This is a genomic window from Streptomyces sp. NPDC058678 (assembly GCF_042714835.1).
GTDB lineage: Bacteria > Actinomycetota > Actinomycetes > Streptomycetales > Streptomycetaceae > Streptomyces.
Map to the genome: position 1 here is coordinate 16598 of NZ_JBHXSG010000083.1, position 16152 is coordinate 32749.

Sequence of the window (16152 nt, forward strand, 5' to 3'; positions counted from 1 at the left end):
TCAGACCGGGAACGCCCCGTAACTGAAGGCTGCCGCTTGCCAGAGAGATCCATCGATGGTAGGTGCTCAGACGGCGGCCCCGTCGGCGTGAAGGTGAGGCAGGAGTCGCCAGTCGGGCCCTCCGGGATCTCTTTGGGGACGAAGCGCACGGCCTGTGCCAACACCAGTTACCGGAACAGCAGCATCACCCCGGTCCCGGAAGGGTGGCTGCGCCAGCACGGCCTGCCTATGATCCCCGCCCGCAACACCGCCCTACTCGCCCTGGCCAGCGACCTTCCAGCGTCTCGAGACCCTTGGGATCAGCGTCAGCGCGGCACTGAACTGGACCCGCCGGGCCGGAACGCCTACCTTCTCGCGCGATCAAGGAGCTGAAAGGGTCGGCCTCCTGCCAGACATCCATGTACAAGCACGTACCGTCCTCGTGCAGATACGCCTCGCCCGGACCGTTCTGCGTCTCGAACTCCCATATGAGGCTGCGTACTGCACTGCGGTGGACCGAGGTCGAGATCGACTCGCCCGACCTCTCGCCCACCGACATCCCCCACCTGCCGCCGCACTGACGCTGCACGGGCGCGGCGGCTCGTCCGCCGCGCAACCCGGCTGAGCGCGCCCCGATGCCTGGCCGCGTCCGTGCCGCCCTCCCTCTGGGACATGGGCAAAAGCGGCCGCAACGGGGATGTCAGCAAGCCGCCCACGCCGAAATCGTGTGGTGACCTGCGCTGAAGCGCGGGCGGCCCGGCGGGGCACGCAACGGCAGGCGCATCCCCTACCGCAACAGCAGGCGCAACCTCTGCCGCAACCCCTGTCGCAACCCCGCTCCTGGTGACATACGGCGCCCGGACTGCTTCCTGCCACCCGCGCCGCTCCCCGGGTGCCGGCCAGCTGCCGCAGCTCGGTACGCGCTGCCGTCACAGAGCGGGCGGTGTCCCAGTACGGGTGCCACCGCAGCCGTACGGTCAGGCGCAGCAGGCGGCGGCGCCCCCGGTACCCTCGGTCCCGCTCGCGTAACGATCACGGTTACTGACTGCCGTTCGGCCGCCCTGGCGATGCCGTGGGGACCGGCCGTCTGCGGGTACTCGGGGCTGTGAACGGTGGTGGAAGAGGACCGCCCGCACCTGGAGGCATGTCCCATGACCCAGCATGTCAGCGACGTCATGACGAGTGCCCTGGTGACCGTCGAGCCGCAGGCCTCGGTGACGGCCGTGGCCCGGACGATGCGGGACGAGGACATCGGCGCCGTTCTCGTCATCGACGGCGAGCAGCTGCGCGGCCTGGTCAGCGACCGCGACCTGGTGGTGCGCGCGCTGGCCGAGGGCGGCGACCCGAACACCATGACAGTGGGCGACGCGTGCAGCGAAGATCTCGTCACGGTGGGGCCCGACGACGATCTGGCCCTCGCGGTGGAAGTGATGCGCGAGCATTCCGTCCGCCGGGTCCCGGTGGTCGACGAAGAGCGGCACCCGGTGGGCATCGTCTCCCTTGGCGACCTGGCCATCGAGCGCGACTCCGAGTCGGCTCTCGGAGACATCAGCGCCGCGCGGTCCAACCAGTAACACTGAGCCCCGAAAGGCGTGTCCGTCATGACGACTCCTGATCCCGACCCGCGGCGAACTCCGGGAGTCGAGCCAGGCGGCGGTGTGTCACCAGGTGAAACGCCACCCGCCGAAGGGGGCACCTACGGCATCTCCTATCCGGTGCCCGAACTGCGCAAGGGGTGGGGAGCGATGCCGCTCACCCTGATCATGGTCGTGGTGGCGCTGATCGCGATCGGGCTGATCGCCATGGTGGTGGCCCTGATCGCGTAACCGGCCCCGAGGTCAGGAACGCGCAGTAGGGCCGACGCCAGGCATCCTCGGGGCAGTGGGGGTGCGGCGGGCCGTGGGGCGGTTCTACGTGCCCCCCGACGCCGTACTGGAATTTCCCTACGACTGGCGGTTCCCGTCGCCTCGAACGGCCGGCTGCTTGCCGCGGCCGCACGACGTCACCTGACGGCCTGGCTCAACCACCCAGCCCACGCCCAGGCCCGCCGCGCCAGGGTCGACGCGCGCCCCGGTCGGCTCGTGTTCGTCGCACACTCCATGGGCGGACTGGTCACGCAGGCAGCGCTCGATGCCCTGCACGACAGCGAACTGGCCGGCGATACCCGCGCCGTCATCACACTGGGCACCCCATTTCACGGCGCGGTGAAAGCCGCAGCCATCCTCAACACCGGACGCGAAACACCCGTCCCGCTCCCCCATAAACAGCTCAAAGAGCTCTGCTCGACCATGCCCGGCCTGCACGACCTGCTGCCGCAATACGTGTGCGTCCTGAACGACAACGACGCACGCCGCCTGAACCCCTCGGATGTGGAACACCTCGGCGGGCACCGCGAACTTGCCCGCCTGGCGGCCGACTTCGCCGCCAAGCGAACCGCGATCGAGCTCCCCGGCCACCGCGCGGTCGCGGGCACCGGCCAGACCACCGCGCAGAGCCTGACACTGCACGACGGGGTCATGCAGACGCACTGCCACACGGTGCGCCGCAACAGCGACCACACCTTCATCCGGGACGCCGACAACAATTTGAAACTGTTCGACGTACAAGGCGACGGGACAGTCCACAAGGAATCCGCAGCCATTGGTGGGGCCGTAAGCACCCTCCCCCTGCAGCACGGCGCTGTCGCCGCGGACCGCTTCGCCCTGCGCGCCGTCCAGGAACTCTTGCGCGACGACATCCACCTCGGCCCGCCCATGGGAGGCCCCGGATGCGGCCTGGACATCCCCGACCTCGTCAGCCCCGGGCAACTCTGGGACCTCGTCATCACCGGAGTCCATTCACCAGCAGGCGTCACCTGCCACATTACGGCCGCTGACGGATCAACCGCAGCTGCACCCGTCAGTCCCCGGCTGCGGCTGACCGACCGCCACCTCACCGCCACCACAACGCTGCCCGCTCCGGGCCTCTACCGGGTCACCGTGACAACACGCGACCGGCGCCAGGTGTCCCAACTGATCCTGGCAGCAGACGCCACAGAAACCGGCTCGTAGTACGACGCACCTCTCGACCTCGCCAGGAGACGCCGTACGCAGAGGCGAGCTCATGCTCGGCCAGGTCGGAGAGTTATGCCGAGCTGGCTTTGCCTGGTCCGTAGCCGGGGGCCGGGTGCTGGCGGGGGGTCCACCACTCCAAGAGCCTTCACGTGCTGTCAGCGGTCAGGTAATTGGTTCAGGCCGCGATTCCGTGAATCCCCAGGTCGGCGTACGACTGCGGGAACGTTTCTCGTGGGGATTGCCCTGGTATGGGGGCTGCCGCGGTCGAGGATGTGCTGTTTCCCGGGATCGATGTGCGTGTCACGGCAGTGCACGCTGAGTTCTCTGGGACCGGATGACTGGCCGGTGTGGCGCGACCTGCGGCTAGCGGCGCTTGCCGAGGCGCCGTATGCCTTCGGCTCGACGTTGGCGGAGTGGCAGGGGCAGGGCGACCGGGAGGAACGCTGGAGAGACCGCCTAGGAATTCCTCGGTCTCACAACGTTGTCGCAGTCCGCGCGAGCGGGCCGGTCGGGATGGTCAGCGGTGTACCGGCTGAGCAGCCAGATGCCGTGGAGTTGATCTCGATGTGGGTCAGCCCCACGGTTCGAGGTCAGGGGGTGGGAGACCTCTTGATCGGAGAGATCGCGCAGTGGGCTGTGCAGAGGGACGCTGGGACCTTGCGGTTGTCAGTGATGCCGGATAATCGTGCAGCTATCGCGCTCTATGAACGTCACGGCTTCAAGGACACCGGGGAGCTGGGCGACCTGCTGCCGGATGGTGTGCGCAGGGAATTGGTCATGGCAAAGGCTCTCGATCCCGTGGTCAGCGGCTGACGGGCGGGCCTCTGTTTGCTGGTTGCGCATTCTCGGCAGGCTGGGGAACGCAGCACACCCTCGATGCCGTCCTGGTGCGGCCGGATGTCGTGATGGAAGTCGACATCGACGTCGCCCGCGACAGCGCCGGACGGTGGCGGCACCTCGCCCGCCCCCACCGCATCCGCGCGGACGTCGACGTCCAGGAGGTGCCGCTGTTCGGCCAAGGCGGCGCCTGTCATGAGTCAGGGCCAGGCCGTGGTCGGCTCCATGGGCGGACCGACCACGGCGGCCGCTGTGAGCTGCTGGCGCAGGTCCAGGTAACAGCGCAGCCGTACGCCGGGCTGACCGGCATCCCGCGTCGTCTGCTCCGCTGTGGCCGTCGCCCACCGGTCGGCGAGCAGCTGCTGGAAGGCCAGGACGGTGGCGTCGTCGGCGGCCGCGACGTCGACGACGAGCAGGCCCGGCTCGCTCACGTTCCGCCGCTGCCGTGTCTTCCCCGACCGAGTAGCAGGCCGTCAGGCTGTCGCCGCCCCAGTCCCAGCGGACCGGATTGCCGGGCGCGGGTCGTCGTCCTAGTCCAGGTCCTCGTCCTGCCGCGCACCAGCTGGCGCGTCATGCGCACCCCGGTCCCGGAGTCTCGAGTGCCGGCGCCCTTGCAGCCATCGGGACAGTGCAGAACGAAATCGACCGCCATACCGGCTGACCACGAACGCCGAACCGTGGCGCTGGCGGCCAGCCTGGCGGTCAGCTGGTTGAGCGTGAGGAGCAGGCAGCCTGATGGACACGACCAGACGAGGAACTCTCCGACATCAAGGATCTTGCCGGTACTGGCCACCCCGGGCCGCTGGCACGTTCGAAGCAGCTGCTGGCGTCCTTGGTGGCCGGAGACGCCTGACCACCAGGCACCTGCAACCCCACCGCCACAACTGCCCACGGGACGTCAGACATCAGCTTCGCTCCTTCGAGACCGAAAACGCCGATGGCCCCAACGCCTCTTCGCCTCGGGGCCATCGGCGTGAGGCATGAAGAAACCCCGCCGGGAAAGGCGGGGTCGTCTGGTGCAGGCACATGTACCACCACCAAGCCGAGCATAGCCGCGTACAGCCCTCGCCGGTGGAGACGAGGGCCAGGTTCGGCTACACCGCACCCGTCGGCACGACCGACGACGGACGCTTCCGACGGCTCACCGTGCATCTCCCCCCGGCCTGCGCACAGCGCCTGTTCAACGCTCGTGACGCCGGAGCCGGCGACCAGCAGATGCCCGCGATCATCGCCGAAGGATTCAAAGAGATCTACTTCCAGGACGGCGGAGCCCGCGCCACAGGACTCTCCGACGTCACCCTCAACGACATCGACTACCTCGACCTCGACTACTGACCCGACGCCGACCGCGGGCCCAGGATCGCTTGCGGGACGGGTGCCGCTCACGCTTCCGTCGGCGACGGGCGCTCCGCTGCGCTGAAGCTCACCGGCGTCCCGCGCTTTTCATAAGGGGACGGACGCTGGTCCTTCGTCACCGGTGCGGTGCATTCTTCCAATCTCTCCCTCGAAGCCGCTCACCTGCGTAAATGGTCAAAGGACTGCGGTCGCTGGGTGTGGCCGGGTGACCCATCCGTCCGTATGCCGTGTTGCAGCCCTGATGGTCTGTCGGTTTTCTCATGAGCGGAGCACAACAACGGTGCCGCGCATTCCGGCCGGCCACTGCTTCCCCGGAGGAACTTCATGCGTATCAAGTGTGCAGGCGCCGGCATCGGTCTGGTTCTCGGTGCCGTCGGTCTGTCGAGCCCAGCCGCAGCAGCCGCGAGCGGCCTCACCGGTGATTCAGATATCCACATCAGCACGAGACACGCCGCCCCAGGCTCCACCGTCCGCGTCAGCACGACAGCCTGCGGCTCGGAGACCTATGGGAAGGGCGAGTCCGAGGCAGGAGGCAAGTTCCACCTCTTCCCAGGCGACCGCACGGGCGTACTGACCGGCGAATTCCAGGTGCCGAGTGGAACCGAGCCCGGTGCTTACACCGTCACTCTGAAGTGCCCGCCGCGAGTCAAAGTCACGGGCACGTACATGGTCGGCACCGGCAGCCCCAGCGGTGCAGTCGATGCTGGTTTCGGGGCGGGCAACGACAAGGGCACACAGCTTGCCCTGGGGGCGGTGCTGCTCGCCGGAGCAGCCGCCGGAGGCGCGATCAAGATGCGCCGCCGCCCGGCCGGTGCCCGCACCTGACGCTCTGCTCCATCGGCCCAGCCCCCGGGCCTGTGTCGGTCCGGGGGCTCGAGTCGCTCCCGTCACTCATTTCGGCCGCGAAGCAAAGGCGCTAGAGCGATGGCACCCGGCGACGAGCCCGTGGATCGTTCCTCCTCGTTCACCCCCTCCACCAAGTTCCTCGTCTGCACCCTGCTGACGGGCTTGATGCTGATGACCACGGCGCTCCGGGGCGGACAGCCTCCGCAACCTTCGACCGCGCAGTCCTTCTCCCCCTCCCTGCGGCCCGGTCCCAGCAGCACCGCCCCGGCCCACCACCCGTCCGTGTCGGCGCTGCCTCCGTCTGATCCCGTGCGGCTGCGGGTCCCCGCCATCAGCGTGAATGCCCCCATGACGGAACTGACCCTCGACGAGACAGGAGCACTGCGCCCACCATCAGCAGATATGCCGGCCTTTGCCGGGTGGTACGGCGATGGCCCGGCTCCCGGCTCAGTGGGGACAGCCATCACGACGGGACATGTCGACACGCCGGAAGGACCCGGGGTTTTCTACCGGCTCGGAGCACTGGCCAAGGGCGACACCATCGAGATCACCCGGGCAGACCGGCGAACAGCGGTCTTCACGGTCGACGCTGTCGAGCTCTACGACAAGGAGGCGTTTCCGGACGAGAAGGTCTACGGCAGTTCCCCCTGGCCCGAATTACGCGTGATCACCTGTGGGGGTGAATACGCCGAAGAAACTGGCTACGAAGGCAATGTCGTCGTATTCGCAACGCTGACCGCGGTGACGTGACCACACCGAACCAGCCTGTTCGTCATGCCCGCCCCAGTGCTTGCCAGCGGTCTTCGCGGGTCTGGTAGTCGGTTTCGAAGCCCAGGACCGCGGCGTGGTCGGCGGCTGAGGCGTTGGTGGCGGCTTCGTCGGCGACGCCGCTGTCGATGTCGGCCTGGCCCCAGATGATGATGCCGGTGACGGCGATGGCGAGTCCGGCAAGGGCAGGGCGAGGCGAGCGCCGCGTCGGGCTGGGCTCATCGGGGGCTTCTCCGGAGGTTCTGGCTAGAGGTCGAGGACGGCGCGCAGCGCCTGGTCGACGCGGGCCATCGCCTCGGGGGCGACCTCTCCGAGAAGCTTGGCGCCGTCGAAACGGGTGGCCCGCAGCTGCTGCATGTTGACCGCGACGGCGGTGCACGGGACCGGGTCGCCGATCACGACGGACATAGCCGTGTCGGGGAACCTCCCGGAAGGGTGCAGCACGATCACGACCACCGCGCCGTAAGCCTCTTCCAGGCCGGTCAGGGAGACGATCAGAACGTTGCGCTCGTCGGGGAGGACCCAGACCTCGCCACGCTTCACAGAGCGTCTCCCTCGCCCGCGAGATCGTCCCCGAGGCCGAGACCGGCGAGCTGGTGCGCGGCATCGAGAGTCGCGGCGCGGCGGGCGGCGCGCACGATCCACGCGTTCACACTCATGTTGGCGCCCGAAGCCGCCGCCTTGATCGACGGGGCCAGTTCATCGGGGATGCGCAGAGTCATTGTGGTGACAGACATGAATGCAGAATAGCCACCGTTTCACGGTGGCGTCATCCGGTGGCATGAGATGTGCCCTCGCAGCGGCCCTTCGGCGGGGAGACCGCTCCTCGCCCGGCGTGATGACCGCAGATGAGCTTCGGTGACTATGGATGGCTCTGGCACACGGACCAGACCTCTTCGAGGAATGCCGGGTAGTCCTCGCCGTAGGTGACCACGCCCGCGTACACCGCGTCCAGGGCGGCCTGGAGCGGGTCGGCTTGGGCGGCATCGACGAGTGCGGGCAGGGCCATGTGCGGCTGCGACATCCGCAGGGACGGGTCGGGTGCCCCGATGACGACGGCCATGGCGTACGAGGCCGGGCTGTCGGGCTGCGGTGCGGGCGGGCTCGGCGGCTTCGCCGCGGCAGCCGCGGGGCCCACCACTGGCGGTGACGCCTGTGGGGGATTCGGCAGAGGCTCCTGGCCCCTTGGGGGAACGGGCGGGTGGTAGGGCGGCCGTTCAGGCGGGATGGCCCGGCCGACGGTCCTGTTCGGGACACGCGGGTCCGAATCCAGTACCCGCCACAGGCGGTCCGGGTCGTCGAAGGGCGGCGGCAGCGGACGGCCGGCGGCCAAGCCGTGAGTGCGTCGGTGATCCAGTCCAGGCCGGTCAGACCGGCCCTCTCGCAGGCCCGGCGGGCCGCGAGCAAGGCCACCGAGCGCTGGGTGGTGGGGCCGGCGGCGTCGATGGCGTGCAGGAGTGCGGGGTCGAAAGCGAGCAGGCCTCGGACGTTGCCGCCGACGGTGCAAAGGGCCTGGCTGGGCAGTTGTCCGCCCCATTGCCCTCGTTCGTGGGCGAGCAGGCTTTCTCGTTCTGCTTGTTGCTGGGCGAGGCGGGCTTGGTGTTCGGCTGCGGCGCGTTCGGCGGGTGTGGGAGGGGGCGGCTGCTGTCGGGCGTAGTCATGCCAGTAGGCGGCCTTCTGCGAAGTCTGCTTGAGTACCTGGTCGGGCCGAGGCGACGCGGGCCAGAACTGCAGCAGGTACTTGTCGAGTTGGGGGTCGTCGTCCAGTCGGGTGTCCCGCTCGCGTGCCGCGTCCATGCCTGTGGCGCAGTAGCGCACCCGGTAGTCGGTCCTGTCCAGGTCCAGCGCCCAGGCGTCCTCGCCTGCCCATTCCATGAGCACGCTGTTGGCGGGCAGCGGGCGGAAGGACACCTCCACGACGTCCTCCCATGACGGGTCCAACGGCGGGGCCTGGTCGTGGACTTCGACGGTGAAGCCGACGCTGCCGGTGTGCAGCCCGGTCGTCAGCCACAGCGCGCCGGGAATCGCCGCCCCGCACAGTCCGCTGCTCTGCCCGGCGAACGCCTCCGCAAGACCGGGACCGAAACCGTCCGGGTCACTCTCGACATAGATCTGGCCGTAGTGAACATGTACCTCACCATCGACGGGCCTGCGCACCTCACACCCTCCCCGACACGAGTGTGCGACGGATGCGGCAGTCCCTCATAGGTGGCACGGAGATGGCCCCTTGTGACGGGCGGCGTCGGCCGAGGCCGGTGAGCGGCGAGGCTTCCTGGACCATGGTGGGTGGGCCTTCTTCCTGGACGGGGCAGGAGGTGTGCGGCGGCCGGCGGCGGGCCGGCAGCCACGCTACCGGCTCGGTCCTGGGCTGGGGCTGGGGCTACTTGGAGAAGTACAGGTACTTCCAGGCTCCGTGCATGGTCGAGCTGATGTTGTCGCCGTACGATCCGCTGACGTAGACGGGCCGCATCCGAGCCCGGATATACCAGGCTCGCCGGGCGCCTCCAGAGTGACGGCCGATTTCCCGTTGTCCCGAGCGCGAAGTACGACGGCGTCCGCTGGCCGGTGCACCGGACTGCTGCCGGCAGCCCGCGTCCGGGGCTCGATCGCGGGCACCATCGAGGTCAAGCTCACCACCACGCGGGGCGATCGCGGCCTGGGGCAGGTCGCCCCTGAGGGTCGGGACGGCGAGCGGCGAACCGTGAGGTTGTCGCCGCGGGCCACGGTCTGCAGCAGTTGGGCGCACACGGTCGCATCGGCGGCGAGGCCGGTCGGGCTACCCAGGACGGGGAAGGCGGCGCGGACGCGGGCGGCGACGTCCTCCTGGAGCAGCGTGTAGGCGTAGAGCGTGGCGGCGTCGAACCCTTCCGGAGCGCGCCCCATCCCTCCCAGTCGAGAATCCTCAGCGGCGCGGTGACGTTAGCCCAGTGCAGGTCGGAGTGGGCGGCGGTCCAGCAGGTCACGGCCGGGGCCGGGATGCCCACGAACTCAGGGATCGCCCGGTCCATGTACTGCTGACGTACGGCGACGCGGTCGGTGTCGGCGGCCGCCACCTTCTCCAGCGTCTCTGTGAGGGCCCTTCCACCAGGGGTCCGACAACTGGAGGTCATGCTGGACGGACAGGACCGGCTCGTCGACGTGGCCGACAGCTCCGCCCGGTAGGCGGTGCCGTCGTCGACGGCGTCGTGGACGGCCAGGAGGACGGGCCGGCGCCCGTCGAGCTGGGCGTCGAGGGCTCCGTCCCACAGCTTCCCCGCGGCCTTGTCCTCCGGGGAGGACACGAGCCGCAGCCACGCCGGTTGCCCGGTGGCGGTGCGGGCCAGGGCACCCGGGGTGCGCGCGGCCCAACCCCAGAACTCCCCGCCCGGCTCGACTCGTACGTCCAGGGCCTTCGCGGCGCGGGCGTAGTGGGCGCGCATGCGCTGCTCGGTGTCTGGGTCAGGGGGTGGCGAGTACACCAGTGATCTCCCGCAACTTGGCGGCGGTCAGGGTGGGTTGGGCGACGGCATCGGCCGCTTCCCTCCAGTGTGGCGCGCTGGAGGCGGCGATGAGGACGTCGCGCCGCTGCACGGCGGTGAGCTGCCCGGCATGGTCGACCAGGAGCTCGCCGACCTCATCCGGCCCGGCCTGACCCCGCACAGACGTGCGTCCTCACCGTCGCGTCATGCCCAGGAGTGACGGTCACGAACTGCTGCAGATTCTGCTCGTTGCCGTCCGGCAGGCGCTCGGCTATTCGACCCCAACCACTCCGGTGGCTGCGAGGACTCCAATGATGATCAGGAACACTCCTACGATGCGCTGCTACCTGGACGTGCGCCAGGAGCCCGGCACGTGGGCCGGCGAGTGTCAGCCTTCCGCGTATCAGGCCCCGGCACAGACGCCGTCAGGCGCTGCGCGGTCGGCGGCCCGACGTCTTCCTCGCCGTCGCCTTCTTCGCGGAGTCCTTCGCGGCGGCGACCCGGTTAGGCTGTAGCCGCAGCCGGACCGTGCCGACGCGAGCTGTGAGGGCAGCCAGTGCGGGCGCGTTACGGCTCGGCGCTGGCCCGGGTCAGGGGCAGCCAGCGCGTCGTCGAGGGCGAGGTGGGCGGACCAGCCGGCGCCGGGGGATCGAGCCGGGCGATGAGGGTACGACTGACCTGCTGGAGTTCCTCGTCGTGGTCGATGCTCTGGAACCTGCCGCCGCGCCGGGGCAGGCTTAGCTGCTCGCGGAGCAGGGGCAGGGCCGGTGCTGCGAGAGGGCCCATGCGGTCCAGGCAGTTCACGACGTGGTTGGCCGTTGCGGGGCTCTTGGCCATGGCCTGCAGCAGGGCGTCCAGGACGGGCGGTGCCTCGGCCTCGCCGGCGATCTCCCAGAGCGCGGCCGCGCAATGCACCCGGACCCATTCGTAGTCGTGCATCAGGAGGCCTCGCAGGCGCGGCAGCGCGATGGAGGCGGGCGGGCCTATCTCGCCGAGCAGATCAGCCGCGTCACTGATCCGGAAGGTGACCGGGTCGTCGAGGAGGCCGAGCAGGAGCGGCATGACCTCGGCCAGGTCACCGCCGGTGGCCCACAGCGCCGAGACGGCGGCGGGCCGTACGTGCGCGTCGGTGGCGGTGGTCAGCGACCGGATCGTGTCCCGTGCGCCGGCTGCCGCCGGGCCGAACGCCTCCAGCGCCTTCAGGGCAGATCGCGTGACGCCGTGCTGCTCATGGCGCACCGCGGCACCGAGCGTGTCCACAAGCACAGGAACCGCGGCCGGGTCGCCGAGGGCGGCCAGGGCGGCCAGGATCGCTTCGGCGCTCATCTGGGTCCACTGCTGGGAGAGGTCGATCCGGCGCAGGTGGTCGCAGAGCCGGGGCACCAACTGGTTCGCCGCCTGCGGCAGATGCTTTGCGACCTGGATCGCACGCCAGGCGTCGACGTCGCTGTCCAGTGCGGCCAGCAGACTCGGCAGCGCGCGTGCGTCGCCGAGGCGCGCCAAGGCCCGCACGGCCTCCTGGTGGCTTTTGCGCAGCAGCACGTCGGGGGCCGCCCATACGTGAGGGCCGTGCGCCGCGCGTTGGGTGTCGATGTGCGCGGCGAGTGCTTCCCGGGCCGGGGCGGCGATCGGATGACAGGAGGCCAGGACGGCCGCAGCTTCGGCGGCGATCTCCTGGTCGGCCGTGGTGAGCTGGTCGGTGATCAGCAGGAGGATCCGCGTGTGATCTCCGCGCCAGGTGCGCATCAGCTCGCCGCTCATACGGACTGCGTCCAGGCGTGAGCCGGGGTCGGGGCTGCTCAGCTGCTCGGCCAGCACCGCGGTGCGCTCGGGCACCCGGGCTCCCAGGGCTTCGTGGAACGTACGCAGCAAGGCCGTGGTCGGTGCATACACGCGCGTGTGCCGGTTGAGCTCTTCGAAGGCGGCGACGATCTGGGGCGCAACTGTGTCCGCGGGTGCCTCCGGGCGGCTCGAGGCCGGTGCGATCCGCCGCACGGGTATGGCGCGGGCACTCTCGCGCAGCAGGCCGACGGCGACCGGCACGGCGTCCTCACCGATCTCATCCGGGGCGCAGCGGGCCTGCTGGACCACGGCCGCGAGCCGGGTCACCGGGCCCTGGGCCGGGTCGGCGGCGAGCCCGGAGAGCCAGTCCCGCAACTGTTGCGTGGCCGCCGGCAGACGCAGTGCCAGAGTGGCCGCCGCCTCCACGATCCTCAGCCGCGCCTCGAGGCCGCGCTCGTCGGCCAGCCGCTCGCGCAGCACGGCGGCGGCCCGGTCGGCGTCGTCGAGGAAGAGTCCGAGCCCGCCGATAGCGGCCAGGCGCACGCCCGGGTCGCGGTCGCGGGCGAGTTCGGCGAACTGCGCACCCCGCTCGCGCAGGAAGGCGATGGCCTGCCCGCAGCCCATCGGTGGGTAGTACTCGATCTCGGTGCCGTCGTCCTCAAAGCCCAGGTCGAGGGACTCCCGGCCGATACTGACCAGCAGCGCGACGACAGCGGCCCGCTCAGGCGTGGCGCCGTCGGCGGCCAGCTCGAACAGGAAGGGCAGGCTGGCTGCCGTCGACGGGTACACGCTGCCCTGGTGGTGGACCGCGCCGTAGAAGCGGTCGAGGGCCTTGTGGCGTTCCTGCATGTCCGGGGAGCGCAGCGCCCACAGCAGTGCTGGTACCTCCTCGGCGGTGCCGTACGCGTGCTCCAACGATGCCCAGTCGATGTCATCAAGTCCCTCGAACATGATCCGAACCTTGCCAGGCGGCACTGACAACAAGGGCCGTTCCAGCCGCAGGGCCGCAGGACGCCATCAGCGCGGCCAGGACCGAAGGGGCGAGGCGAGCTGCGCGGGATCACGGCAAGCGGCCGGCTCTCGCACCCTTATGGGGCGGTGGAGGGGGGCCGTCGGGCCCGGGGCGTTGGCGGTGTGCTCAGGGAGGAAGCGGGTGCCTGGCGCAGGACGCGGGCCAAGTCGCGTCGTATGCGTTCGGCTTCGCCCCGTACCTGGGCGGGGACGTCGCCGCGTTCGGCGACGAGTCGGCTGAAGATGGGGGTCTCCTGGAACACGGCGGGTTGCTCTCTGTCGGGGTGGCCGGGCGACAGGACTATTCTCGTCCGGCCCTCGACCGGCTACAGGTGGGCGGTGATGCCGAACTGGTGCATCAGGTCGGTGAAGGTCTTTTGGGCGCTCGCGCGCAGGAGTTCGTCCTCGTCTGCGGGATTCACCAGGGCAGTCACCGGCTGGATGCGGCGGGGCCGATGGGCGTGGTCGGGGACGCTGCGGAAGCTGCCGTGTTCGGTGACGACGGGCGTCAGGGGCCCCGGTTCGGCGGTGGCGATGGCCGTCGTCACGGGGATGGCGCTGTCCACGCCCAGGTGGCGGGCCAGTTCGCGGGCCGGGCAGCAGACGTGCGGCCGTCTCCCGATCCACCGCGCCCGCGCCCGTCATAGCGACTGACCAGCGGGATCGTTCGGCCGGCTCATCGAGATCCGCGACAACCTGATCGACCGGATCGCTGAAGCTCAGCGCGAGGGCTGGCTCGGGGAAGTTGAAGGCCTCGAGACCGGCGCCGAGCACAAGCTCGCCCAGCTCGACACCGAGCATGCTCATCGCGCCACCGTCGTCGACCTCGGGATTCCTACCTTCGCCCAGATCGCCACTCGCACGAGCGGCGTCCAGAAGCCTGCCCGATGACCTACTAGTACTACAGCCGGTGGTTTCACGGTGAGTGAGCAGCAAGTAGGCGACCTCTCGGACGAGTCGACCGGTACGCCCTTGACCTCAAGTCCAGTTGAGTTTCTACGGTCGATCTCGTCGAACCGGCTCAGACAACGACAGGGGTTTCGGCCATGGAGTACTCGCACAGCGACACAGACCTGATCAAACAGCCCATCGGCTACTGGAGTTGGGCGGCCTACAAGGCCGTCATCGCCCGCACCCGGGCCGCCCTCGCCGGGATCGGCACTACCCAACCGCAGTGGTGGGCCCTCGCACAGGTCGCAGGCGCCGACACCGTCAAGACCCGTGACGAAGTGTCCCGCCTCCTTCGGAACTATCTCGACACCGGCCCGGAAACCATGGAGTCAGAGATCGACACGATCATCGCCCAGGGCTGGATCAAAGAGGATGCCGAGGGACGTCTGGGCATCACGGCTGAGGGCAGGGCGTTCTACGACAAGGCCGCAGCCCTTCAGGACGAGCTCTGGGCGGAACGGCACGCGGGTATCTCCGACGAGGAGTACCTGACCGCCCTCAAGGTGTTGCAGCGGTTCATCCACAACACGGGTGGGCGAGCTTGGCACCACTAGTGTTACGGCCGGTGGTTTTACGGTGAGTGAGCGCGGGCCGTTCGCGTGCGGTAGTGGCTGGCGCGGGCTCGGATCTGATGGCGGGTGCGCCAGCGGTGCCAGTGCATGACGAGCCAGGTCCGGGTGGTGCGGGCGGGGGCGAGGACGATCCGGTCGTACAGGCGGCGGATCTCGTTCACGGTTGGGGGACGGGTGGCGTCGGCTGGGTGGGTATGTGGCGGCTCCGGACGGCGGTGAGGAAGGCCATGGCGAGTATGCACACGGTGGTGTGCCGGTACCACGAGCACCACTTGCGCACTTCGTGTTCGTCCAGGCCGGCCTGGCCCTTGGCGGCCTGGAACGCCTCCTCGACCATCCACCGCTGCCCGGCCGCCGTGATCAGTTCGGCCAGGGTTACGCCGGGGTGGGTGTGGCACAGGAAGTAGGCGATCTCGCGTACCAGAGCGCCGGTCTTCTTGTCCTTCTTGTTGGGCACGGTGGAGCGGCGGATCAGCAGATGCCGCTCGAAGTCCTCGGCGGTGGGGGCGAGTTGGACACTGGCCCAGTCGTATTCGCGTGGCCCCTTGGCGCCGTTGGCGCACGAGCGGCGCTCGAACGTCTCCTCGGGCACGAGAGCGTACAACTCGCGGGCCTGCCGGGTACGGCCGTCCGGCAGCGGCAGCACCTCGTTCTTGGGGATCGCCAGCACGTAGCGGACCCGGCGTTCTTCCAGCCAGGCGCGCAGCGCGCGGCACTGCCCGTACGCCTCGTCGGCAAGGAAGTAGGTGAAGGGCACGTCGGCTTCCAGGGCGCGCTCCAGCATGCGCCGGGCCAGCTCCGGCTTGGTCGCCACCTCGGTGGCCCGCTCGGGCGGGATGCCCTGCTCGGCGCAGCGATGCTCGTGCTCGGCGGTGGTACCGGCCCAGGCGCGGCCGAGGTAGAGTTCGCGGTCGATGAGTGTGCGGCCACGGCTGGAGCCGTAGGACAGATGCACGCTGACCTGGGCGTTCTCGATCCGGCCCGCCGTGCCGGTGTACTGCCGCTGCACCCCGGCGGTCTTGGTGCCCTTCTTGATGTCGCCGGTCTCGTCCGCGATCAGCACCGCATCGTCGGCCACCAGGGCCGCGACCGCGTAGGCGCGGACCCGGTCGCGAAGCTCGTCGGCGTCCCAGGCCGCCTTGGCGAGAAAGCCCTGCAGCCGGTCGGGATTGGGGTGCCCGGCGAACTCGGCGAGCTGCCACAGGTTCTTGCGCGGCACCTCGCTGAGCAGCCCGCGCACCATCGCCCGCAGGTTCTCCCGCGAGGCTGGACGCGCGAACACATCGTCCACAGATGCACACAGCGCTTCCAACTCGCCATCCAGCGACCGGATCTCAAACTCGTTCAGCTCGCCAGTCTGCACCACGCCCAGCGTCAGCATCAGTCCCACGAATGGAGCAACGAGGCACCCGCCGTCACGTCACGTGAACAACCGGCTGTAGTACTAGTGACCTGAGTCAGAGATTCGTCGGCAGTAGGCGGCTACTTTGTCGAGGATCTCGTCAGCGGTCTTCGTCCAGACGAAGGGTTTCGGATGCT

Annotated in this window: 17 protein-coding genes and 1 pseudogene; 8 read left to right on the forward strand and 10 right to left on the reverse strand. The window is 69.5% G+C overall.

The genetic code is table 11. The features are described 5' to 3' along the window. The first annotated feature begins 1130 nt into the window (after window positions 1-1130). The 4 genes from ACFWWR_RS42490 to ACFWWR_RS42505 all read left to right on the forward strand — a co-directional run bounded on the left by ACFWWR_RS42490 (window position 1131) and on the right by ACFWWR_RS42505 (window position 3845). A complete protein-coding gene (locus tag ACFWWR_RS42490; RefSeq protein ID WP_384309474.1) occupies window positions 1131-1553 on the forward strand; it encodes a CBS domain-containing protein in 423 nt (140 codons plus the stop codon). Between the two features lie 27 nt (window positions 1554-1580). Beyond that, window positions 1581-1805 (forward strand): DUF6480 family protein, encoded by a 225-nt coding sequence (locus ACFWWR_RS42495; protein ID WP_384309477.1) that lies wholly within the window; start codon window positions 1581-1583, stop codon window positions 1803-1805. Window positions 1806-2060: 255 nt separating this feature from the next. Beyond that, window positions 2061-3029 carry a hypothetical protein gene (locus ACFWWR_RS42500; RefSeq protein WP_384309480.1) on the forward strand — a complete coding sequence of 323 codons (969 nt, stop codon included), beginning with the start codon at window positions 2061-2063 and terminating at the stop codon, window positions 3027-3029. Between the two features lie 294 nt (window positions 3030-3323). Then, a complete protein-coding gene (locus tag ACFWWR_RS42505; protein WP_384309505.1) occupies window positions 3324-3845 on the forward strand; it encodes a GNAT family N-acetyltransferase in 522 nt (173 codons plus the stop codon). Between the two features lie 224 nt (window positions 3846-4069). On the opposite strand, the gene ACFWWR_RS42510 is transcribed toward ACFWWR_RS42505, so the two are convergent. After that, window positions 4070-4300, reverse strand: coding sequence for a DUF6207 family protein (locus tag ACFWWR_RS42510; protein WP_384309483.1), 231 nt, complete (start codon window positions 4298-4300; stop codon window positions 4070-4072). 640 nt (window positions 4301-4940) lie between these two features. Between ACFWWR_RS42510 and tpg the strand changes: the two are divergent. The 3 genes and pseudogenes from tpg to ACFWWR_RS42525 all read left to right on the forward strand — a co-directional run. Further along, a pseudogene (tpg, locus tag ACFWWR_RS42515) lies at window positions 4941-5204 on the forward strand (telomere-protecting terminal protein Tpg); the annotation flags it as partial. A 345-nt stretch (window positions 5205-5549) separates the two neighbouring features. After that, on the forward strand, window positions 5550-6050 hold the full coding sequence (locus ACFWWR_RS42520) for a sortase (protein WP_384309485.1): 501 nt from the start codon (window positions 5550-5552) through the stop codon (window positions 6048-6050). Window positions 6051-6236: 186 nt separating this feature from the next. Then, window positions 6237-6821, forward strand: coding sequence for a class F sortase (locus ACFWWR_RS42525; RefSeq protein WP_384309508.1), 585 nt, complete (start codon window positions 6237-6239; stop codon window positions 6819-6821). 264 nt (window positions 6822-7085) lie between these two features. Here the strand turns inward: ACFWWR_RS42525 and ACFWWR_RS42530 are convergent, their stop codons facing one another. From ACFWWR_RS42530 to ACFWWR_RS42560, 7 genes are all read right to left on the reverse strand, one after another. Next, window positions 7086-7382: a hypothetical protein gene (locus tag ACFWWR_RS42530; protein ID WP_005477573.1), complete on the reverse strand. Its 297-nt coding sequence runs from the start codon at window positions 7380-7382 to the stop codon at window positions 7086-7088. Then, window positions 7379-7576: a toxin-antitoxin system HicB family antitoxin gene (locus ACFWWR_RS42535; RefSeq protein WP_384309488.1), complete on the reverse strand. Its 198-nt coding sequence runs from the start codon at window positions 7574-7576 to the stop codon at window positions 7379-7381. Before ACFWWR_RS42535 ends, ACFWWR_RS42530 begins: the two co-directional genes overlap by 4 nt. A 125-nt stretch (window positions 7577-7701) precedes the next feature. Beyond that, window positions 7702-7980 carry a hypothetical protein gene (locus ACFWWR_RS42540; protein ID WP_384309491.1) on the reverse strand — a complete coding sequence of 93 codons (279 nt, stop codon included), beginning with the start codon at window positions 7978-7980 and terminating at the stop codon, window positions 7702-7704. A 1489-nt stretch (window positions 7981-9469) separates the two neighbouring features. Next, on the reverse strand, window positions 9470-10258 hold the full coding sequence (locus ACFWWR_RS42545; RefSeq protein ID WP_384309493.1) for a hypothetical protein: 789 nt from the start codon (window positions 10256-10258) through the stop codon (window positions 9470-9472). Between the two features lie 19 nt (window positions 10259-10277). After that, a complete protein-coding gene (locus ACFWWR_RS42550; protein WP_384309496.1) occupies window positions 10278-10478 on the reverse strand; it encodes a hypothetical protein in 201 nt (66 codons plus the stop codon). 386 nt (window positions 10479-10864) lie between these two features. Further along, window positions 10865-13030, reverse strand: a complete 2166-nt coding sequence (locus ACFWWR_RS42555) for a HEAT repeat domain-containing protein (protein ID WP_384309499.1) — start codon at window positions 13028-13030, stop codon at window positions 10865-10867. A gap of 386 nt (window positions 13031-13416) precedes the next feature. After that, a complete protein-coding gene (locus ACFWWR_RS42560) occupies window positions 13417-13656 on the reverse strand; it encodes a hypothetical protein (protein WP_384309502.1) in 240 nt (79 codons plus the stop codon). A gap of 480 nt (window positions 13657-14136) precedes the next feature. Between ACFWWR_RS42560 and ACFWWR_RS42565 the strand changes: the two genes are divergently transcribed. Then, window positions 14137-14595, forward strand: coding sequence for a MarR family winged helix-turn-helix transcriptional regulator (locus ACFWWR_RS42565; protein ID WP_350700088.1), 459 nt, complete (start codon window positions 14137-14139; stop codon window positions 14593-14595). A 17-nt stretch (window positions 14596-14612) separates the two neighbouring features. On the opposite strand, the gene ACFWWR_RS42570 is transcribed toward ACFWWR_RS42565, so the two are convergent. Together ACFWWR_RS42570 and ACFWWR_RS42575 are read right to left on the reverse strand one after the other, a co-directional pair. Then, entirely contained in the window at window positions 14613-14774 is a 162-nt protein-coding gene (locus ACFWWR_RS42570; RefSeq protein ID WP_361560930.1) for a hypothetical protein, read from the reverse strand. Further along, window positions 14771-15994, reverse strand: coding sequence for an IS701 family transposase (locus ACFWWR_RS42575; RefSeq protein ID WP_384309510.1), 1224 nt, complete (start codon window positions 15992-15994; stop codon window positions 14771-14773). Before ACFWWR_RS42575 ends, ACFWWR_RS42570 begins: the two co-directional genes overlap by 4 nt. Window positions 15995-16152 lie beyond the last annotated feature (158 nt).